This window comes from Streptomyces sp. NPDC002896, assembly GCF_040295225.1.
Classification (GTDB): domain Bacteria; phylum Actinomycetota; class Actinomycetes; order Streptomycetales; family Streptomycetaceae; genus Streptomyces.
Window position 1 is genome coordinate 45,020 of sequence record NZ_JBEOVA010000024.1, and the last position, 16,783, is coordinate 61,802.

At 67.6% G+C, this 16,783-nt stretch carries 14 protein-coding genes and 4 pseudogenes; 10 read left to right on the forward strand and 8 right to left on the reverse strand.

The window, feature by feature from the left end:
• Positions 1 to 73 precede the first annotated feature (73 nt).
• On the reverse strand, positions 74 to 1,180 hold the full coding sequence (locus ABT009_RS33540; protein ID WP_351303659.1) for an NAD(P)/FAD-dependent oxidoreductase: 1,107 nt from the start codon (positions 1,178 to 1,180) through the stop codon (positions 74 to 76).
• A gap of 209 nt (positions 1,181 to 1,389) precedes the next feature.
• Between ABT009_RS33540 and ABT009_RS33545 the strand changes: the two genes are divergently transcribed.
• A complete protein-coding gene (locus tag ABT009_RS33545) occupies positions 1,390 to 2,577 on the forward strand; it encodes a cytochrome P450 (RefSeq protein WP_351303662.1) in 1,188 nt (395 codons plus the stop codon).
• A gap of 12 nt (positions 2,578 to 2,589) precedes the next feature.
• On the opposite strand, the gene ABT009_RS33550 is transcribed toward ABT009_RS33545, so the two are convergent.
• Both ABT009_RS33550 and ABT009_RS33555 read right to left on the reverse strand, forming a co-directional pair.
• Positions 2,590 to 2,802: a hypothetical protein gene (locus ABT009_RS33550; RefSeq protein WP_351303665.1), complete on the reverse strand. Its 213-nt coding sequence runs from the start codon at positions 2,800 to 2,802 to the stop codon at positions 2,590 to 2,592.
• 47 nt (positions 2,803 to 2,849) lie between these two features.
• Positions 2,850 to 3,866 (reverse strand): DNA-directed RNA polymerase subunit alpha, encoded by a 1,017-nt coding sequence (locus tag ABT009_RS33555; protein ID WP_351303668.1) that lies wholly within the window; start codon positions 3,864 to 3,866, stop codon positions 2,850 to 2,852.
• Between the two features lie 218 nt (positions 3,867 to 4,084).
• Between ABT009_RS33555 and ABT009_RS33560 the strand changes: the two genes are divergently transcribed.
• The 4 genes from ABT009_RS33560 (at position 4,085) to ABT009_RS33575 (ending at position 7,816) form a co-directional block, all read left to right on the forward strand.
• Complete coding sequence (locus ABT009_RS33560; protein WP_067316111.1) at positions 4,085 to 4,306, forward strand: hypothetical protein; 222 nt, start codon at positions 4,085 to 4,087, stop codon at positions 4,304 to 4,306.
• A 1,018-nt stretch (positions 4,307 to 5,324) separates the two neighbouring features.
• Complete coding sequence (locus tag ABT009_RS33565; protein WP_351303671.1) at positions 5,325 to 6,554, forward strand: IS110 family RNA-guided transposase; 1,230 nt, start codon at positions 5,325 to 5,327, stop codon at positions 6,552 to 6,554.
• A gap of 152 nt (positions 6,555 to 6,706) precedes the next feature.
• Complete coding sequence (locus tag ABT009_RS33570; RefSeq protein ID WP_351303674.1) at positions 6,707 to 6,922, forward strand: DUF4177 domain-containing protein; 216 nt, start codon at positions 6,707 to 6,709, stop codon at positions 6,920 to 6,922.
• Positions 6,923 to 7,135: 213 nt separating this feature from the next.
• A complete protein-coding gene (locus ABT009_RS33575; protein ID WP_351303677.1) occupies positions 7,136 to 7,816 on the forward strand; it encodes a class I SAM-dependent methyltransferase in 681 nt (226 codons plus the stop codon).
• Between the two features lie 36 nt (positions 7,817 to 7,852).
• On the opposite strand, the gene ABT009_RS33580 is transcribed toward ABT009_RS33575, so the two are convergent.
• Positions 7,853 to 9,337, reverse strand: a complete 1,485-nt coding sequence (locus ABT009_RS33580; RefSeq protein ID WP_351303680.1) for a DEAD/DEAH box helicase — start codon at positions 9,335 to 9,337, stop codon at positions 7,853 to 7,855.
• A 168-nt stretch (positions 9,338 to 9,505) separates the two neighbouring features.
• On the reverse strand, positions 9,506 to 9,709 hold the full coding sequence (locus ABT009_RS33585) for a cold-shock protein (RefSeq protein ID WP_311699250.1): 204 nt from the start codon (positions 9,707 to 9,709) through the stop codon (positions 9,506 to 9,508).
• Positions 9,710 to 10,266: 557 nt separating this feature from the next.
• Between ABT009_RS33585 and ABT009_RS33590 the strand changes: the two are divergent.
• Positions 10,267 to 10,448 (forward strand): annotated as a pseudogene (locus tag ABT009_RS33590) (integrase core domain-containing protein); the annotation flags it as partial.
• Positions 10,449 to 10,684: 236 nt separating this feature from the next.
• Here ABT009_RS33590 and ABT009_RS33595 read toward each other — a convergent pair.
• From ABT009_RS33595 to ABT009_RS33605, 3 genes and pseudogenes are all read right to left on the reverse strand, one after another.
• Positions 10,685 to 10,786 (reverse strand): annotated as a pseudogene (locus tag ABT009_RS33595) (transposase); the annotation flags it as partial.
• 207 nt (positions 10,787 to 10,993) lie between these two features.
• Positions 10,994 to 11,437, reverse strand: a complete 444-nt coding sequence (locus tag ABT009_RS33600) for an SLATT domain-containing protein (protein ID WP_351303920.1) — start codon at positions 11,435 to 11,437, stop codon at positions 10,994 to 10,996.
• A pseudogene (locus ABT009_RS33605) lies at positions 11,430 to 12,962 on the reverse strand (ATP-dependent nuclease); the annotation flags it as partial. The pseudogene ABT009_RS33605 and the gene ABT009_RS33600, both read right to left, overlap by 8 nt.
• 357 nt (positions 12,963 to 13,319) lie before the next feature.
• On the opposite strand from ABT009_RS33605, the pseudogene ABT009_RS33610 reads away from it, so the two are divergent.
• From ABT009_RS33610 to ABT009_RS33625, 4 genes and pseudogenes are all read left to right on the forward strand, one after another.
• A pseudogene (locus ABT009_RS33610) lies at positions 13,320 to 13,409 on the forward strand (DUF4253 domain-containing protein); the annotation flags it as partial.
• Between the two features lie 444 nt (positions 13,410 to 13,853).
• Positions 13,854 to 15,407, forward strand: a complete 1,554-nt coding sequence (locus tag ABT009_RS33615) for a hypothetical protein (RefSeq protein ID WP_351303682.1) — start codon at positions 13,854 to 13,856, stop codon at positions 15,405 to 15,407.
• 650 nt (positions 15,408 to 16,057) lie between these two features.
• Complete coding sequence (locus tag ABT009_RS33620) at positions 16,058 to 16,228, forward strand: hypothetical protein (protein WP_351303684.1); 171 nt, start codon at positions 16,058 to 16,060, stop codon at positions 16,226 to 16,228.
• Between the two features lie 106 nt (positions 16,229 to 16,334).
• Positions 16,335 to 16,766, forward strand: coding sequence for a helix-turn-helix domain-containing protein (locus ABT009_RS33625; protein WP_351303687.1), 432 nt, complete (start codon positions 16,335 to 16,337; stop codon positions 16,764 to 16,766).
• The last annotated feature ends 17 nt before the right edge of the window (positions 16,767 to 16,783 follow it).

The following is a 16,783-nucleotide window of genomic DNA, read 5'->3' on the forward strand; positions in this document are numbered from 1 at the left end:
CAGCGGCCGGTATCCGGGACCGCCGAGTCATCGCCTCACTCGCGGCCGGACGACGGGATGGCGCGGCTGTGCATCAGGCCGCCGTGTACCCGAGCTGTCGCCTCATATAGGGGGTCATGAGGGTCTTCGCCTTGGCCAGGGTGGAGGTGCGGCTGCCGAGGACCGCGGTGTCGCCACCCGGCACGGGCAGCATGGTCACTCCGTCGGCCGGGCCGAACGGCACGATGAGCGGAGTGCGGTGGATCGGCCGGTAGAAGCGGGGTTGTTTGCGGTGCCTGCCAGAACTGTTCAGGTAGGCGCGGATGTTGTAGGCGGCGAGCTCCGCCTGGGCGAGCGCGATAGGGGTGATCTTGAGCTCGGTGGCGTCGTTCACGTCGCCGACCGCGAACACGTCCAGCCGGCCGTCGACCCGGAGCATCCGGTCGACCTTCACATGCCCGGTACCGTTCAGCCAGTTCCCGTGCCCGGCCAGGCGCAGCCAGAGCGTATTGGGGGTGGTGCCGGTCGCCCAGAAGGAGTGGTCGGCGTCGATGACGTTTCCCTGCGCGTCGCGATAGGTGCCGAAGTCGTTGCCAGGAGACATGAAGGAATCGAGCCGCACCTCCACACCCTGGGACTCCAGCCAGGCGTGGGCCATGCGTCCGGCCCGTGCGCTGCCGGTGGTGTGCAGCAGCGCCGGCCCGGAGTGGGCGAGCGTGACCCGGGCGTCCGGCCGGGCCAGGCGGATCTCGGCGCTGAGCTCGACGCCGGAAGGCCCGCCGCCGACGACGAGAATGTGATCGGCGGCGGCGATGTTCCGCTGATGCTCGGCGAACGACTTGGCCGCCTCCTCGGTGGTGGCGCCCGTGAAGCGGGCCGGTTCGGGGTAGTCGGCGCCGGTGGCGATCACCACCACGTCGTACGGGAGCCGCTCGCCCGTGGCCAGGACCACCTGCCGCTCCGCGGTGTCGATACGGACCACCTTGCCCACGGCCACACGACCGTTGCGCAGCAGCCGGTCGTACGGAATGAAGGGACTCTCCGTCCACTCCGGGCGTACGCCGGCGCGCAGGGAGGCGATGCGATGGAAGAAGACCTCCTTGCGGTCCACCAGCGTGACCCGCGCCGTCCCGTCCAGCCGTTTCGCCAGGCGGACGCCCGCATAGCCGCCGCCGATCACCACTACGTCGCCGTCATACACGCCGAGTCTCCTGTGCCTGGTGGGGGGTAGCGAGTGCCGCGACGGGTGAGGATCCCTCGGCTACTCGACTGCCGGCGAGCGTAACGCTTGAAACTTAAAGGGCTGATCGGGACTAAGTGTGCGTTCTGTGAAGGGGCGGCGCATACGCTCTGATGGGGTGGCTCCGGGACGGGGCCGGAATTCCGGGAACAGGAACAGGAGCAGCTCCTATGGTGACGGCGCGCCGGTTTCCGCTCGGCTCCGCGACCACGCTCGCGGAGCTGGAGGAGGACCCCCACCCTCGACTGGCCCTGCTGCGCGCCCGCGAACCGGTTTCCTGGCTTCCCGCGCTGGGCGGCTGGCTGGTGACCCGGCGCGATCTCGCGCTGCGTGTGATGCGCGACGCGGCCACCTTCACGGTGGACGACCCCCGCTTCTCCACCGCCCAGGTGGTCGGCCCGAGCATGCTCTCCACAGAAGGCGCCGAGCACAAGCGGCACCGCGACCCCTTCACCGACCCCTTCCGCACACGGGACGTGCACGACCGGTTCGCCGAGTTCGTGGAAGAGGAAGCCGCACGGCTCGTGGAAACCATCCGGCCGCGCGGCAGCGCCGAACTACGCCGGGAGGTGGCCGGGCCCCTGGCCGTCGCCGTAGTCGCCGAGTCGCTGGGCCTCGTCGACGCCGACGCCCAGGCGGTGCTGTCCTGGTACGACGCCATCGTGGGCACGGTCAACGACATCACCGCCGGCCGGCCGGCGAACCCCGCCGGAGCGGCTGCGTTCGACCGACTGAGAGGAAGCGTCGAGGCGACGGTCATCGCACGACGCGAGGCGTCACTGCTGGTCGCGGCGGCCGAGAGCGAGCGCCTGAAGCTGCCGGAGGTGGTCGCCAACGCCGCCGTGCTGATGTTCGGTGGCATCGAGACCACCGAGGGCATGATCGCCAACGCCGTACTGCACCTGCTGGCCAATCCCGACCAACTCGCTCTCCTGCAAGCCGATCCAGGCCTGGTCGACGCGGCGATCGAAGAATCGCTCCGTCTGGAACCCGCCGCGGCGGTCGTGGACCGCTACGCCACCGCCGACGTGACGATCGGCGGCACCGATGTGCGCCGCGGCGATCTGGTCGTCGTCTCGCTCGCCGGCGCGAACCGTGACCCCGAGGTCTTCCAGGACCCCGACTGTTTCGACGTGCGACGGGCGGGCTCCCGCCTCCATCTGGCCTTCGCCCACGGTCGGCACTTCTGCCTGGGCGCCCACCTCGCCCGCCTCGAAACCCGCGCCTGCCTCCTCACGCTCCTCGACCGCCTCCCCGGCCTCCGGCTGGACCCTGCCTCGCCCACCGCGCCCAGAGGCCTGGTCTTCCGCAAGCCCCCGGCGCTGCGCGTCCGCTGGGATGTGCCGACGCGAGCCTGACTCTTCGTGGGATTACTCCCAGACCGCCACGTTGCGGCGCACCGGCACCGTCGAGGGGTCGTTGGCGAACAGTTCGGGCGAGTGGGCCCGGATGCGCTCGATGTCGCTGAAGACGGCCCGCAGGTGGTTGCGCATGGAGGTGCGGGCGAGCGCGACGTTCCCGCCAACGTCTGTATCTCCGCCGGTGGGCCCTCGGGGAGCCGGGTGCGGTCGGCCGGTGCTCATCGCTGGCTCCTCTGCCTTCCTGGCTCCCCCACGACCTGGCGCGGCGTTCAGTACTGCTCGGTCTCCATGAAACCCGTGCTCCCGTTATCGTCCGCGTCGAAGGCAGCGGCGGTCGGGTCGAATCCGGGCGGGCTGTCCTTGAGTGCCAGGCCCAGGCCGGCCAGCTTCGCCTTGACCTCGTCGATCGACTTCGCACCGAAGTTGCGGATGTCGAGGAGGTCCGCCTCGGAGCGCGCCAGGAGCTCACCCACCGCGTGGACGCCCTCACGCTTGAGGCAGTTGTAGGAGCGGACGGTGAGCTCGAGCTCCTCGATCGGCAGCGCGAGGTCTGCGGCCAGGGCGGCGTCCGTCGGGGACGGGCCCATGTCGATGCCCTCGGCGTCGATGTTCAGCTCACGGGCGAGACCGAACAGCTCGACCAAGGTCTTACCGGCCGACGCCATGGCGTCACGCGGACGCATGGCCTGCTTGGTCTCGACGTCGACGATCAGCTTGTCGAAGTCGGTGCGCTGCTCGACACGCGTGGCCTCGACCTTGTACGTGACCTTGAGCACCGGCGAGTAGATGGAGTCGACCGGGATACGGCCGATCTCCTGGCCCACCTGCTTGTTCTGGACGGCGGAGACGTAGCCGCGACCGCGTTCGACGGTCAGCTCCATCTCCAGCTTGCCCTTGCCGTTGAGCGTGGCGAGGACGAGGTCCGGGTTGTGCACCTCGACACCGGCCGGGGGCGCGATGTCGGCGGCGGTGACCAGACCCGGGCCTTGCTTGCGCAGGTACATCACGACCGGCTCGTCGTGCTCCGAGGAGACGACCAGCTGCTTGATGTTGAGGATCAGGTCGGTGACGTCCTCCTTGACGCCCGGCACGGTGGTGAACTCGTGCAGGACACTGTCCATGCGGATGCTGGTGACAGCAGCGCCGGGGATCGACGACAGGAGGGTACGGCGGAGGGAGTTGCCGAGGGTGTAGCCGAAGCCCGGCTCCAGCGGCTCGATGACGAACCGGGAGCGGAACTCGTCGACGACCTCTTCGGTCAGTGACGGACGCTGAGCAATCAGCACGAGGTATTGCCTCCAGTGTTTGGCGCCCGCTATGTGACGCCGTAGACACCACCAAGGGTACGGGCGGTTCGGTCGCCTATCAGGCCGAACCGCCCGACCCCGTCCGTCTGCCGACCGGTCGGCAGGCTCAGCGCATGCTGGAGTGGAGTCCAACGTTCAACTACTCCTGCCCCTGAGAGTCAACCACCAGCGCAGTTCGTAGGCGCATACTGGGGGCAATGACAAAGCCTGCTGCACCGAAGCGTCATTTGCCTACCAGCCCCTTCAAGGCCCCGGTCACGCCCGCCCCCAAGCACTTCGCCGTGGGCGACCAGGTCACACACGACGTGTACGGCCTCGGCCGGGTGATCGGCATCGAGGATGGAATCGCGGCGCTCGTGGATTTCGGCTCGGCGCAAATGCGGATCTTGAGCCCGTACGCCAAGATGACCAAGCTGTAGGACCGCTGTGCCCTGTCACGGCACCACCAGGCCCCCTCAGGGACCTGTAACGAAAGGGAGACCTCTCATCGATCTGACGTCGCTGTTCTCTGCCCCGGAAGGGCAACCCCGCTGTTCCACTGCAGCATCGCCGCCTCCGACGACTAACCCCTTCCAAGCCCCGGACTTCGGGGAAGACGAAACCTTCCTGCTCGAGGAGGTACAGGGGCCCGCCTCGGGCACACGTGCGGCGCAATCCAAGGCGGCTTAGCTCCCACGCTCGCGATGGTTTCGACAGCTGGCCGCGGGCCGTCTCCGGTGCTGCGGTGAGGAGTGCAGCCGTCTCGATTCCCGAGATGGCGCTCGACGGTCCCGCGGAGGCGTACTTCCCCGTCCATGCAGGTATGGCGGGAGACGGTCGATGCGTTCACCGCCGTGCTGGCCCTACTCGGGCCTTGTTCGGTGCTGTTGGTGAGTGACGCGATAGGGAGCACCTTGGTGCTCCTCGGCTACGTTCGGATAGGGGGTGGCCAGCCCAAGCAGTTCCAGCGTGCGCTCCAGAGCGTGGCCGAACGGACGGGATTCCGCCGGGAACTCGCCTCACTCCCTGCACCGCTGATCGCGCGCAGTGATGCAGGCATCTCCGCGTACCACCGCCGGGAGTCTGCCCCGGGCGTCGCTCTGCGCGGGAAGGCGCCGGCTCAGTGCTCGGTTGAGCCGCCACACGTCGAGACCACCGAGGGCATGATCGCCAACGCCTGCCACCGAGGATTTCGACTATCACGTAATCCACCTTCACTGCGCACCGCGTCATAGCCCTCCTCGCCCCCGTTACCTTCTTCGTGGCCCCGGGCTCGGGGCTCCCGGCCTCCGGGCCCGGCATGACTTTTGCCCCCTGTCGACCATGACCCGGGGGGTGGTGTCACCGGGCCGGGAGGCACCGGTCGACCGCTGATAGGGGCACGAGCGCCAGCCCGTCTGGCAAGGCTCTGCGTAACGTGGTTGCCGGCAGCTGGTGCCACGTCGAGGCCGGGGCGGCATGACCTTCCCCTGGAGGAAGTACGTGATCGACATCAGCGACATCGGCGTCTATCTCGGGCTGGACGTCGGCAAGGGCGAGCACCACGCTCACGGCTTGAGGCTCGACGGGAAGACCGTGGTCGACAAGCCGCTGCCCAACAGCGAGCCGAAGCTGCGGGCCATGCTGGACAAGCTCGCCGCGAAGTACGGCACCGTGCTCGTGGTCGTCGACCAGCCCGCCTCGATTGGCGCTCTGCCGCTGGCGGTCGCCCGCGATGCGGGCTGCAAGGTCGCCTATCTGCCCGGCCTGACAATGCGGCGGATCGCCGACCTCTACCCGGGCGAGGGCAAGACCGATGCCCGCGACGCGGCGATCATCGCGGACGCTGCCCGCACTATGCCGCACACGCTCCGCTCCATCGAGCTGGACGACGAGACCGTCGCCGAACTGCAGATGATCGTGGGCTTCGACGACGACCTGGCGGGCGAGGTCACCCGAATCGCGAACAGGCTGCGGGGCCTGCTGACCCAGATCCACCCCTCGCTGGAGCGGGTGCTCGGCCCGCGCATCCAGCACCCGGCCGTGCTCTGGATGCTGGAACGCTTCGGCTCGCCCAAGGCGATCCGCAAGGCAGGCCGCCGCCAGCTGATCACCATCCTGCGGCCCAAGGCCCCGCGCATGGCCGAGCGCCTGGTCGAGGACATCTTCACGGCGCTCGATGAGCAGACCGTGGTCGTCCCGGGCACGGATGCGGCCGCGGTGATCGTGCCCAAGCTCGCCGCCAACCTCACCTCGCTGCTGGACCAGCGGAAACAACTGGCCTCCAGCATCGAGGAACTGCTGGAGGCCCACCCTCTTTCCGAGCTCCTGACGTCGATGCCGGGGATAGGCGTCAGGACCGGAGCCAGGATCCTCATCGATGTCGGTGACGGATCCGCCTTCCCCACCGCCGGCCACCTCGCCGCCTACGCGGGCCTGGCCCCCGTCACCCGCAGATCCGGATCCTCGATCCGCGGCGAGAGCCCGTCCCGGCGCGGCAACAAGCAACTCAAACGGGCCTTCTTTCTCTCCGCGTTCGCGGCCCTGGCTGACCCCGCGTCCAGGGCCTATTACGAGCGGAAGAAGGCCGAGGGGAAACGCCACAAACAGGCCCTGATGTGTCTCGCCCGCCGCCGCGTCGACGTCCTGTTCGCCATGCTCCGCGACGGCACCTTCTTCGAACCACACCCCATCCCCCAAACCGCCTGAACACTACAGAACAGCCACCCTGCCCCTTGACGAAAGAGATAGGGGCACTCCCCCGATGACATGACCCCCACCCCGCCGTGTGGGGCAACGTCGAACGGTGATTGGCTGTCCCCGGTTCCGTCAGGCAGTCCATCCACGGGAAGGCCCCAGCCATGAGCAACCCCTACGCACTCGAATACAAGGTCATCACCTTCCGCGAGTCACTGATCGGAGACGCACTGGACAGCGACAAGCTGGAGAAGGTTCTGAACAAGCACGCCGAGGACGGCTGGGCCCTCAAGGCGATCACGTCCGCCGACGTCAAGGGCCGTATAGGGCCCGGCGCGGTCGAGGGCCTGCTGCTCACTCTGGAGCGCCCGCGCCGCTGACGCCATTCCCGCACGGCACGGTGAACGACGGGCTCCGCCGTACTCGGCAGTCTCGTGCGGACAGGCCTGGGCCGCCGGGACTCCGAGTGACTCCGAGTGACTCCGAGGGTCCAGCAGAGGACGCAGATCGTTCAGCGCGAGCCGGCCGGTGGCTCCTGATGGCGACAGGCCGTTCCCGACCTCGCCTCGGGCAGAACGTCGGCCACCGTCGGCGTGACGGCGACGGGCACCCCCTACGCCGGGGCAGGAGCACGCCCGTCGAGCGCGCGGTGTTCGCTGTCGCACGCACCGACGGAGTCGCCCTACGTCGCTGAGGTCCACCGCCGCGTCCGGGGGCGCGGACTGCTACGCCGCGGCCCGGCGTACACGCACATGGCGGCGGTCCTGCGGCGCAAGATCGACGAGGGCACGCTCCCGGTCGCCATCGGGGACATGGCCACGACTGCCGTCCCTGGCGAGTCCACCCTGGTCTATCTCGTCTACAACACCATCACGAACCTGCTCACGCAGGACGAGCAGGTCGAGTGCTTCCGAAACGCCGCACGTCACCTGACGCCCGGCGGCCGATTCGTCATCGAGCTGGGCGTACCGCCGCTGCGGTTCCTGCCGCCCGGGCAGGTCTCGGTGCCGTTCGACGTCTCCGAGCGGCATCTCGGCTTCGACACCTTCGACCTGGTCGAGCAGATTCTCGTCTCGCACCACTTCACCCGCGACGGCGACGACGGCCGCTACCGCCGCAACAACTCCCTGCACCGGTACGCATGGCCGGCGGAGCTCGACCTGATGGCACGGATCGCGGGGCTCGAGCTGGAACGACGCGTCGCGGACTGGGACGGGGCGCCGTTCACCCAGGACTCCGCGAAGCACATCTCCGTGTGGCGCAAGCCAGCCTGAGTCACGCACACAGCGTACGAGGGGACCGTTGCCGGCCTATGCGCCACGACGGACCCGGGCGGCCTTGCGGGCCTCGGCAATCTGGCGGGCCTCAGTAGACCGGCGAGACTCGCCACCGCCGCCGGCCCGCCCCGGGCGGGTGCCGAGACCACGGAAAGGGGCACCGCCGCGCTTCGGGCGCTCAGCGACCGGCCCGCTGCCGGCGACGGGGACACCGGAGGGAGCCTGGGCGCCGGTGATGCGGCTCAGCTCGGCCTCGCCGGAGCGGACCTGCGTGATCTGCGGCCTGATGCCTGCGTCGGACATGAGACGGGCCATGTCCCGACGCTGGCCGGGCAGGACCAGCGTGACGACACTGCCGGACTCGCCGGCGCGGGCAGTTCGGCCACCGCGGTGCAGGTAGTCCTTGTGGTCGTTGGGCGGGTCGACGTTGACGACGAGATCGAGGTCGTCGACGTGAATGCCCCGAGCCGCGACGTTGGTGGCCACCAGCGCCGTGACGTCGCCGGTCTTGAACTGTGCCAGGGTACGGGTGCGCTGGGGCTGCGACTTGCCACCGTGCAGCGCCGCGGCCTTTACGCCGCTGCTCAGCAGGTGCTTGGTGAACTGGTCGACAGCGTGCTTGGTGTCCAGGAACATGATCACGCGCCCGTCGCGGGCAGCGATTTCGGTGGCGGTGGCGTACTTGTCGGCGCCGTGCACCTGCAGCACGTGATGCTCCATCGTGGTGACCGCGCCCGCCGACGGGTCGACCGAATGGACGACCGGGTCATGGAGGTAACGACGGACCAGGAGATCGATGTTGCGGTCCAGCGTGGCCGAGAACAGCATGCGCTGGCCGTCGGGACGTACCTGGTCCAGCAGTTCGGTGACCTGCGGCATGAAACCCATGTCCGCCATCTGGTCGGCCTCGTCCAGGACGGTGATGTTCACCCGGTCCAGGCGGCAGTCCTTGCGCTCGATGAGATCCGCGAGGCGGCCAGGAGTCGCGACGACCACCTCGGCCCCGGCACGCAGTGCGCCGGCCTGCCTGCCGATCGACATGCCGCCGACCACAGTGGCCAGCCGCAGCTTCAGCAACCGGGCGTACGGGGTGAGCACATCGGTGACCTGCTGGGCCAGCTCGCGCGTGGGGACGAGGATCAGGGCCAGCGGCTTCCGCGCCTCGGCACGCTGCCCGCTCGTGCGCACGAGGAGCGCCAGGCCGAAGGCGAGCGTCTTGCCCGATCCGGTGCGCCCGCGGCCCAGAACGTCGCGCCCTGCGAGGGAGTTCGGCAACGTGGCAGCCTGGATCGGGAACGGCTCGTTCAGGCCGAGACTGGTGAGCATCTTCAGCAACTCGACTGGCATGTCCAGTTCACCGAAGGTCGCGACCGCGGGCAGGGCCGGGGTGACGGTGACCGGCAGCGCGAACTCCCCCTGTGGTGCGGAGGGACGGCGCCCGGTGTCGCCTGGACTGGCGCCCGGGCGCCCCTGAGCCTGTGGGCGGAAACGGTCATTCGTGCGAGCTGAACGGCTCATGGAGAACCTTCCTCGACAGGGCGCGCACGAGGAATTCCCGACAGGAACGACCGGATGAATTGCAAGAACGAGCCGAATGCGAGACTAGAAGAATTCCATCGGAATACAAAACAAATATCTGGGGCCCCACCACAAGACGGGACCCCAGATACCTCATACGCTTCGACGTCAGGCAGGAGTGATGTTCTCCGCCTGCGGACCCTTCTGGCCCTGCGTGATGTCGAAGTTCACTTTCTGGCCTTCCTGGAGCTCACGGTAGCCCTGGGTGGCGATGTTCGAGTAGTGGGCGAAGACGTCCGGGCCGCCGCCGTCCTGCTCGATGAAGCCGAAGCCCTTTTCCGCGTTGAACCACTTGACGGTGCCAGTAGCCATGTCATATCCCCTTGGGGGCAGTGCCCGCGGGCCCACACCGTGTGAACCCGTGCGTTGCCACAATGAACCCCGTCCGGATAAGCACCGGAGATACAAAAATGCCCGACGACATACGGTCGCCATGGCACTTGAAGTTTCGGGAACCACAACTGCAACTGCCAGTAAGTTTAGCACGGTACGCACATCGGCACTAGTTTCACCCGTGATGTAAGGCCTCGGTCTCACGGGAGCACCGGATCAGTACGTCAGCCAGCGTCACCTCGAATACGTGCGGAAGATGAACTTCCAGATTACCCAAGGTGCGACCAAGGAGAACTCACCCTCTCCAGCGACGAGCACCTGACCTCCACGACCAGTTCGTTACCCGAGGAAAGTCAATGGCACCCCTCGGCTCGGATAATCCCGATTTGATTCCGCGAAAGACAGGCCCGGAATCCCTCGGTGTCGAGCTGTTCGAATCCCGCCCGCCGCCAGGCCTCGCGCTCCTCGCGTAGTTCGGCATCGCTCAGTCGAATTTCCAGGCTGTGGTGGCGGGCTTGGTACGCGAGGACGTTGGCAACGGCAAGGCCGAACGCTTCAACCGGACCTGCAGGCCGAGCGGGCCTACCGCCAGGTCTTCGTCTGCAACACCGAACGCGCCGCAGCACTCGCGCCCCGGCTGCACTTCTACAACACTGGCCGCCGACACACTGCGCTCGGCGGCCAGCCACCGATCAGCCGACTGTCACCAAAGTCATGACCGAGTGCATCTACAGCGAGACCAGACAGTCTCCGCGGGCGGTCCTTCCGCACTGCCCCCAAGCTCGCTTGGAGTGGCCGGACATAGGGCTACAGTCGCCACAATGCGCCGCCTCAACCCAGGAACGACAGGCGGACCTTCCTGTTCGGATTATCCCGGTTGGTGTCCGCCAAACTCCCTTATGACAACCGTCAGCGTAACCGCCGCGGAGGAGTCGCCCCATACAAGGTCGTGTCTCGTGTCGTGATCCATTCGTCGTGGAGCTCGGCAAGGACCGCGTTAGCGAGGCGGACGACCGAGTCACGGTTCGGGAAGACCTGGACCACGTCGGTGCGGCGTTCACAGCAATCTAGCGGTCGGGCTGCGCGGTGAGGCCGAGCGGACACAGAAGCGGGCCCGGCCCGCACTCGGATGGGGATGCCGCGGGTACAGCCACTGGTGCTTCGAGCCTGCCTGCAAGCACACTGCTCTGCTCTTCGAGTACACGCCTGATGATGTGCGATCCGCATGGGAGAGCTCCCAGCCGCGGACGAGCGGCTGTCCGGTCAGATGACCTCGTGCTGCCCTTGATGGGGCTGCTCTAGCTGCTGCTCGCGTTTACGCTGCTCCACCCGCAGCGTCTCGACGTTTTCGGCCAGCCGCTCCAGATTCGCCGACTCCTCAGCCTGACTGTACGGCGCGATAGCAAGGTCGTAGGCGGTGACGTGCTGCTCGATTGCGTCGGCGGTCTGCTGGAGGTTGAACGCCCGCTCCCGGTACTTGAAGTAACCGGTCACGGCCGTGGTGAAGGAGACGAACGCGCCCAACCCGATCAGGATCGCCTTGCCAGGCTGCGGCGGGTCGTAGATCGCAGTCGGCGTTGCTCCCCGCGATCTTGCGAGCCTGCTGCTCGAAGGCTGCCTCCTTCTCCCTCCGGTTCTCCTCGTCGAGATGCCGAACCGACTCGCGCTTGCGCTCCTCCATACCGGCGTCACCGTCGAAGACCACATGGCAGGGCACGCCCATCGCCGAGAGGATCGCGTGGCTGAGCAGCAGGTTGTCCCTGCCGGTCACGTCGACGAAGGTGATTCCCTCGGCACCGAGGTTGACCCCGTTCCGCTCAGCACAGCCCTCGAGCAGCGCGCCATCGGTCGCTCCCTCGCCCAGCACCGCCGCATGGGCGAAGAACGCCTCGGCGAGTGAGCCCGCCATCGCGACCCCAGTGCGCCGCCGGACGGCCCCCTCCTTCACCAGCCCCTCCAGCGACCGGCACAGCTCGTCCTCCGTCACCTGCCTCACCCTGGTGACCGGGTGCTCGGCTCCGGCGTCACGAGTGAGCCGGCGGACCTGGTGGTAGCTGGCGGGGTCGATGAAGACCGGGCTGTGCGTCGCGTACATCACCTGCGTACGCCCCTGGGGAGACGAGGTCACTAGCTCGCGCAACACCTTCGCAAAGGTCCGCGCCTGCGGCGGATGCTGGAACAGCTCCGGCTCCTCGACCGCCAGGCACAGCGTCCGAGTCCCGCTCTCCGGCCGCCTGCGGTCGGCCAGATACTTCAGCGCCGCGATGATCAGTGCCCGCTGGAATCCGTGCCCCTGCCGGGACACGGAGGTCTCGGCCCCGCCGTCCTTGATGCTCACCTGGAACGCGGTCCTGGCCGGCCTCGGCGCCCGTACGGTCGGGGTCACGATGACCTGCCGTCCGGTGGTGAGCTTGGCGACCTCGGCGGAGAGTGCGGCGGAGACGTCCTTGAGGGCCGGTCCGTAGATGTTGTCGTGGACCAGCTGGCGGGCGCGCTGAGCGTTCTCCTCGATCTCGCCGAGCTGCGCGTCGGCCTCGGTGCGGTCGACGGCATGATCAAGGATGCGGGCGATGGCGGAGGCCTTCTGATCGTCGGCCTCCTCGTACGCGCGAAGGTCGGCGGAGACGAAGACGAAGTCGACGAGTTCCGCAAGCTTGCTCTGCCCGGCGAACCCGAAGAAGTGGGTGTCCTCGATCTTGGCCTCGGTGAGCTGGTCCCGATGGTCCCGCTCCCAAGCCAGCATGGCCTCATTCATGGCCTTCTCACTGCCAACGCTCGGTAGGCCGAGGCCGGGGTCGCTCACCTGAAGCGCGTTGTACGCCCTGCGCTTCGGCATAGCGCCACCGGCAACGCTCCGGATCTCCTCGAAGGGCGCGTACGCTAGGGCCTTGCCGGTGATCTTGTCCTCGCCGTTGTCCCAGGTACGCCAGATGCTGACGGTGCTAGCGTCGTCGGGGGCATACCGGCCAAGAGCGGTACGGTCGAATTCGGTCAGACCGTCGAACTCGACCTCGACCGAGATGCGCTCGCTGCCGTCGGCCGCCACCGCCGAGTGCATGTCCTCGGTGGTGAGGGCGACCGATTTTTCACCATTGAAGAACCAATCGAGTGCGCGGAGCACAGTGGACTTGCCCACGCCGGTCGGGCCAATGAACGAGGTGATCTCATCGAAGGCGATGTCCACCTTGTGCAGACAGCAGAAGTTCTCGATGCGTACGCGCTTGATCTTCACGGTCGTCCTGAAGCATGGTGCGGGCGGGCCCGTTGGGCTCGCTGTGACGAATCAAGGCTAGCGATGCGGGTGACGCCACATCAGATATTTTCTTGTTCACGGGAATTCACCAGATGATGGCGTCTGAGCAGATCGAGATCTGCCAGACGAAGACGACATGCTCGACGCCGAAAGGCGCCTCGCCGTCACGGCCACCTTCGGACAGACCTGGCCCGGCCTCGCGCCCAGCCGGCCAACGGCAACGAACCCCGACCATCTGGCCGCCGAGTCTGCGCAGGCGTTCCTCGCCGACTGCCCACAGACACGTCTGGGACTGGTCGCCGCAGCGTCCGGTGCCGAGGCGTTGACTGCCGCGGGCTGGACCGGACCTGCAACTACCAAAACGGCACAGCGAAGTTCTCCGCGGTCGTCCCCGACTGGGAACACCGGTTCGGCACCCGTGTCATCGCGGTCGGTTTTTCCACGCTGCACCTCAGCGTCGCCTCGCCACCGGCGAACGAGCATGAGCCTCTTCTGGAGCGGTTCTGCGCCGCCGGGTGCACCCATGACTGGCACCAGCCAGTCCGGAATCCGCCCGGTGGATTCGGGCTGAACCGCAGGGCGTCGAGCCGTAGACTTCGGCAGTCAACGCCGACGACGTCCGGCCGTTGCGTGCGCCTGCGGGGAGGAGATCGCATGCAGGATCCTTCGGACTCGATGGAGACCGCCGAGCCTGAGGAGAACGGCCGGAGCAGTACCACCGACTCACCTGTTGTGGACGATCCGACGTCCAACTCGGACATCGACTCGACGACGGCGTCGACGGTCCTGGTCGAGGTGCTCCCAGGGGTGGCTCTCGTCGCCGGTGAGGTCCCTCCGGAGCTGAAGCCCGACCTGATCGACTTCGGGATCGTGCCGGCGGCCGACCGCAAGCAGATCTCAGCGATCCTCGCCTCGATCGGGAACGCGGCGACGGTGGTCGGCAATCTCGGAAACGCGTTCGCCAGCGTGCAGGGGCTCTACAGGATCGGCGACACGGCACAGGCCCTGCTGAGGAGCGGCGCGACGCTCGCCGTCAAGGACGGCGGGAACCTCGGAGCGGTGATGGTTCCTGGCCGCATCCTGCATCAGGCCCGCTTCTACTCCGCGAATGCGGTGAGCAAGGCGCAGACCGCGGCCGCGCTCGGGCCGGCGCTGGCCATGGTCGCCCTTCAGATGATGCTGAGTGAGGTCTCGGGCCTCGTCAGGACCAACCTCGCGGTGACAAGTCAGGTCCTCACCACCATCCGCAAGGATCAGTGGGCCGAACTGACGGGGCTCGTCGCCGCCATCGATCGCGCGGTCGACCAGTCGCGAGAGATCGAATCGGTCCCGACGTCCTTGTGGGAGGACGTCGCGGGCAGTGGAGCGCTGCTGCAGAAGCAGCTTGAGCTCTACCAGGGGAACGTCCGCGACCACGTCAGGCAGATCGGTCGGCCCGACGCACGCAGCCACCGTGAGTATCTGCAGACGAACGCCGAGGCGATCGTCTTCGACGCCTACGCCCTCCTGTCCTCCGTCAAGGCATGGACCGGGTATCACGCGCTCCGCGCTGCAAGGGCGAGAGCCGCTGGACGCGAAGACGCCGCCGAGGCGCAGTACGCCGAGGTCATCGCGCGCGACACTCGCGCGGAGTTCGACTCCGCTCTCGCCGAGACGACGAGCCTCGTCGACGCGCTGACGCGGGAGCTGCGGATCATCGCCGAGCTCCCCGGACCCGACGCATGGCCGTTGCCGGGGAAGCGGAAGGACGTGAAGGCAGCCCGCGAAACCTCCGCCCGTCTTCTGGAGACGATCGAGCCTCTTGCCGATGCTCTCCATCCGCCGGCCCCTCCGCTCGAGGCTCCGGGCGTCGTCTGCGCACCCGAATCGCTGGATCTCGAGCCGTACCTTCGCATCCTGCGATGGCTCCTCGAGGACGGTGAGACCCTACGTGTCCTCGGCTTCCCCGATCAGCTCGATGCCCTCGGTCCCTTTTCTGCGATCCTCGGCGGAGCGAAGGAGAAGTTGGCGGCAGCAAGGGACAAGGCCGCGGTAAAGGCACTGGTCGCCGTCACGGATCGCCGCATCATCACGGCCAAGACGAACGCGTTCCTTGAGCAAGGCGAGATCGGTCAAGACATCCCGATCGACCGAGTGCGATACGTCCGAGCAGCGACCACACAGGACAGAAGTGCGCGCTTGGCGATCGACCTCATCACGCGCGACGAGAACATCCGGTGGCTCTTCCACGCTGACATCGACAACACTCAAGTGGACGCGCTCGCCGCCGTGCTTGCCGAGTCGATGACGATCCCGGACGTTGAACGCGATGAGCTGCAACGGCGGCGCTACGCCCCCATCGAGGCGGGCAAGAAGAGCGAGAGTACCGGCACGAGGTCTACAAAACCGACTGGATCCGAGGCCACGACCTGCGAGGCCGAATAGGCCCCGAGCCGATTGACAGTTCGTGGCCAGGGCCGATAGGGAAGCAGCCACCGCGTGATCATCAGAGGTTGCGTGGACTTCTGAAGATGGTGCGGTGGCCGTGGGCCAGCGCGCCTTGCGGCAGCTGGCGCACGCCGTGGCTCAGACGCGCCCCTGACCAAAGTCTACGAGGACTGTTCCTTTAGGGAAGTTGAGGCGTCGTACTCGGGGATTGCCTTCGTGACCAGGCCGGTTGGCAGTGCGTGGTGCCTCATCAGCGGCACCAGGAGGGAATCGGCCACTCCCCCGGCTGCTGGGGCGTCCGTATGAGACTCCGGCGCGGAATCGCGATCGCCGTCGTCGCCGCAGGCGGCGCTGTGACCACAATGCTGGTCGGGCTCGTCACGAACGCCGTGTCCGATGAGTCGATGGCCAGGCTGGCTGGGGTGGTTACAGGAGCACGCCTGGTTCTCGTTCGTCGTGTTGGGCGTGACGATGGCAGGGCTGACGGCCCTGCTCGCCGGGCTCTCCGAGACTCGGCCTCCCACCCCACCGGGGCGACCGGAGAGCGGCAGCCGGGCCGCCCACACGGGCTGGAAGCCAGCTCGCCCGCGGGGTACTTGCTGCAGGTAGGAGTCACCGAACGATCTCGATCGGATACTGCGGGTGCGATGACTGAGCGAGTTGCCGCCCTTGGTGAGGGTGGGGCCACGTCGGTGCTCGTGGAGGGGCCGGGGTGGAGCCGCCCGGGGCTGGACGTCGCCGCGGGCCGTTATCCGCTCTCGGTGGAGCGGCACGTGATGCGTATGGTCGACCATCTCGTGCCCGGGGTGTCGGTGTGAGGTCTCGAGAGATGCTTAACCATTCGTGCTACTGGACATAGTTGACGTGACGGGCTGATCGTTGGTCCTCGCTCACTGGCGAGGCTGGCACGTTCCGGTGGGCGCGATGGATCCGCAGCAGTTGGCCGAGTACCGCTACCGCGCTGTCCGTGAAGTGCTCGGCGGCTCACCGATCGGTGAAGTGGCTGCCCGGTACGGGACCTCCCGTCAGACACTGCACACCTGGCGTCGGCGGTTCGAGCAGGAGGGCATGCCCGGTCTGACGGACCGGCCTCGGCGGCCACGGACCAGTCCCACACGGCTGTCGGCCGAAGTCGAGACCATGATCTGCCAATTGCGTCGCAGCACCCCCGGTGGGGCGCCCGCCGCATCGCCCACGAGCTCGCCGGCCGCGGGCTGGATGCGGCGCCGTCCCGTGCGACGGTGCACCGGGTGTTGTCTCGCAATGGCCTGGTCCGCCCGCAGGAACAACAGCATCCGCGCCAGTACCGCCGCTTGCAGCGCCAGGCGCCCATGCACCTGTGTCAGCTGGACCTAGTGTCCTGCGCCTGAAAT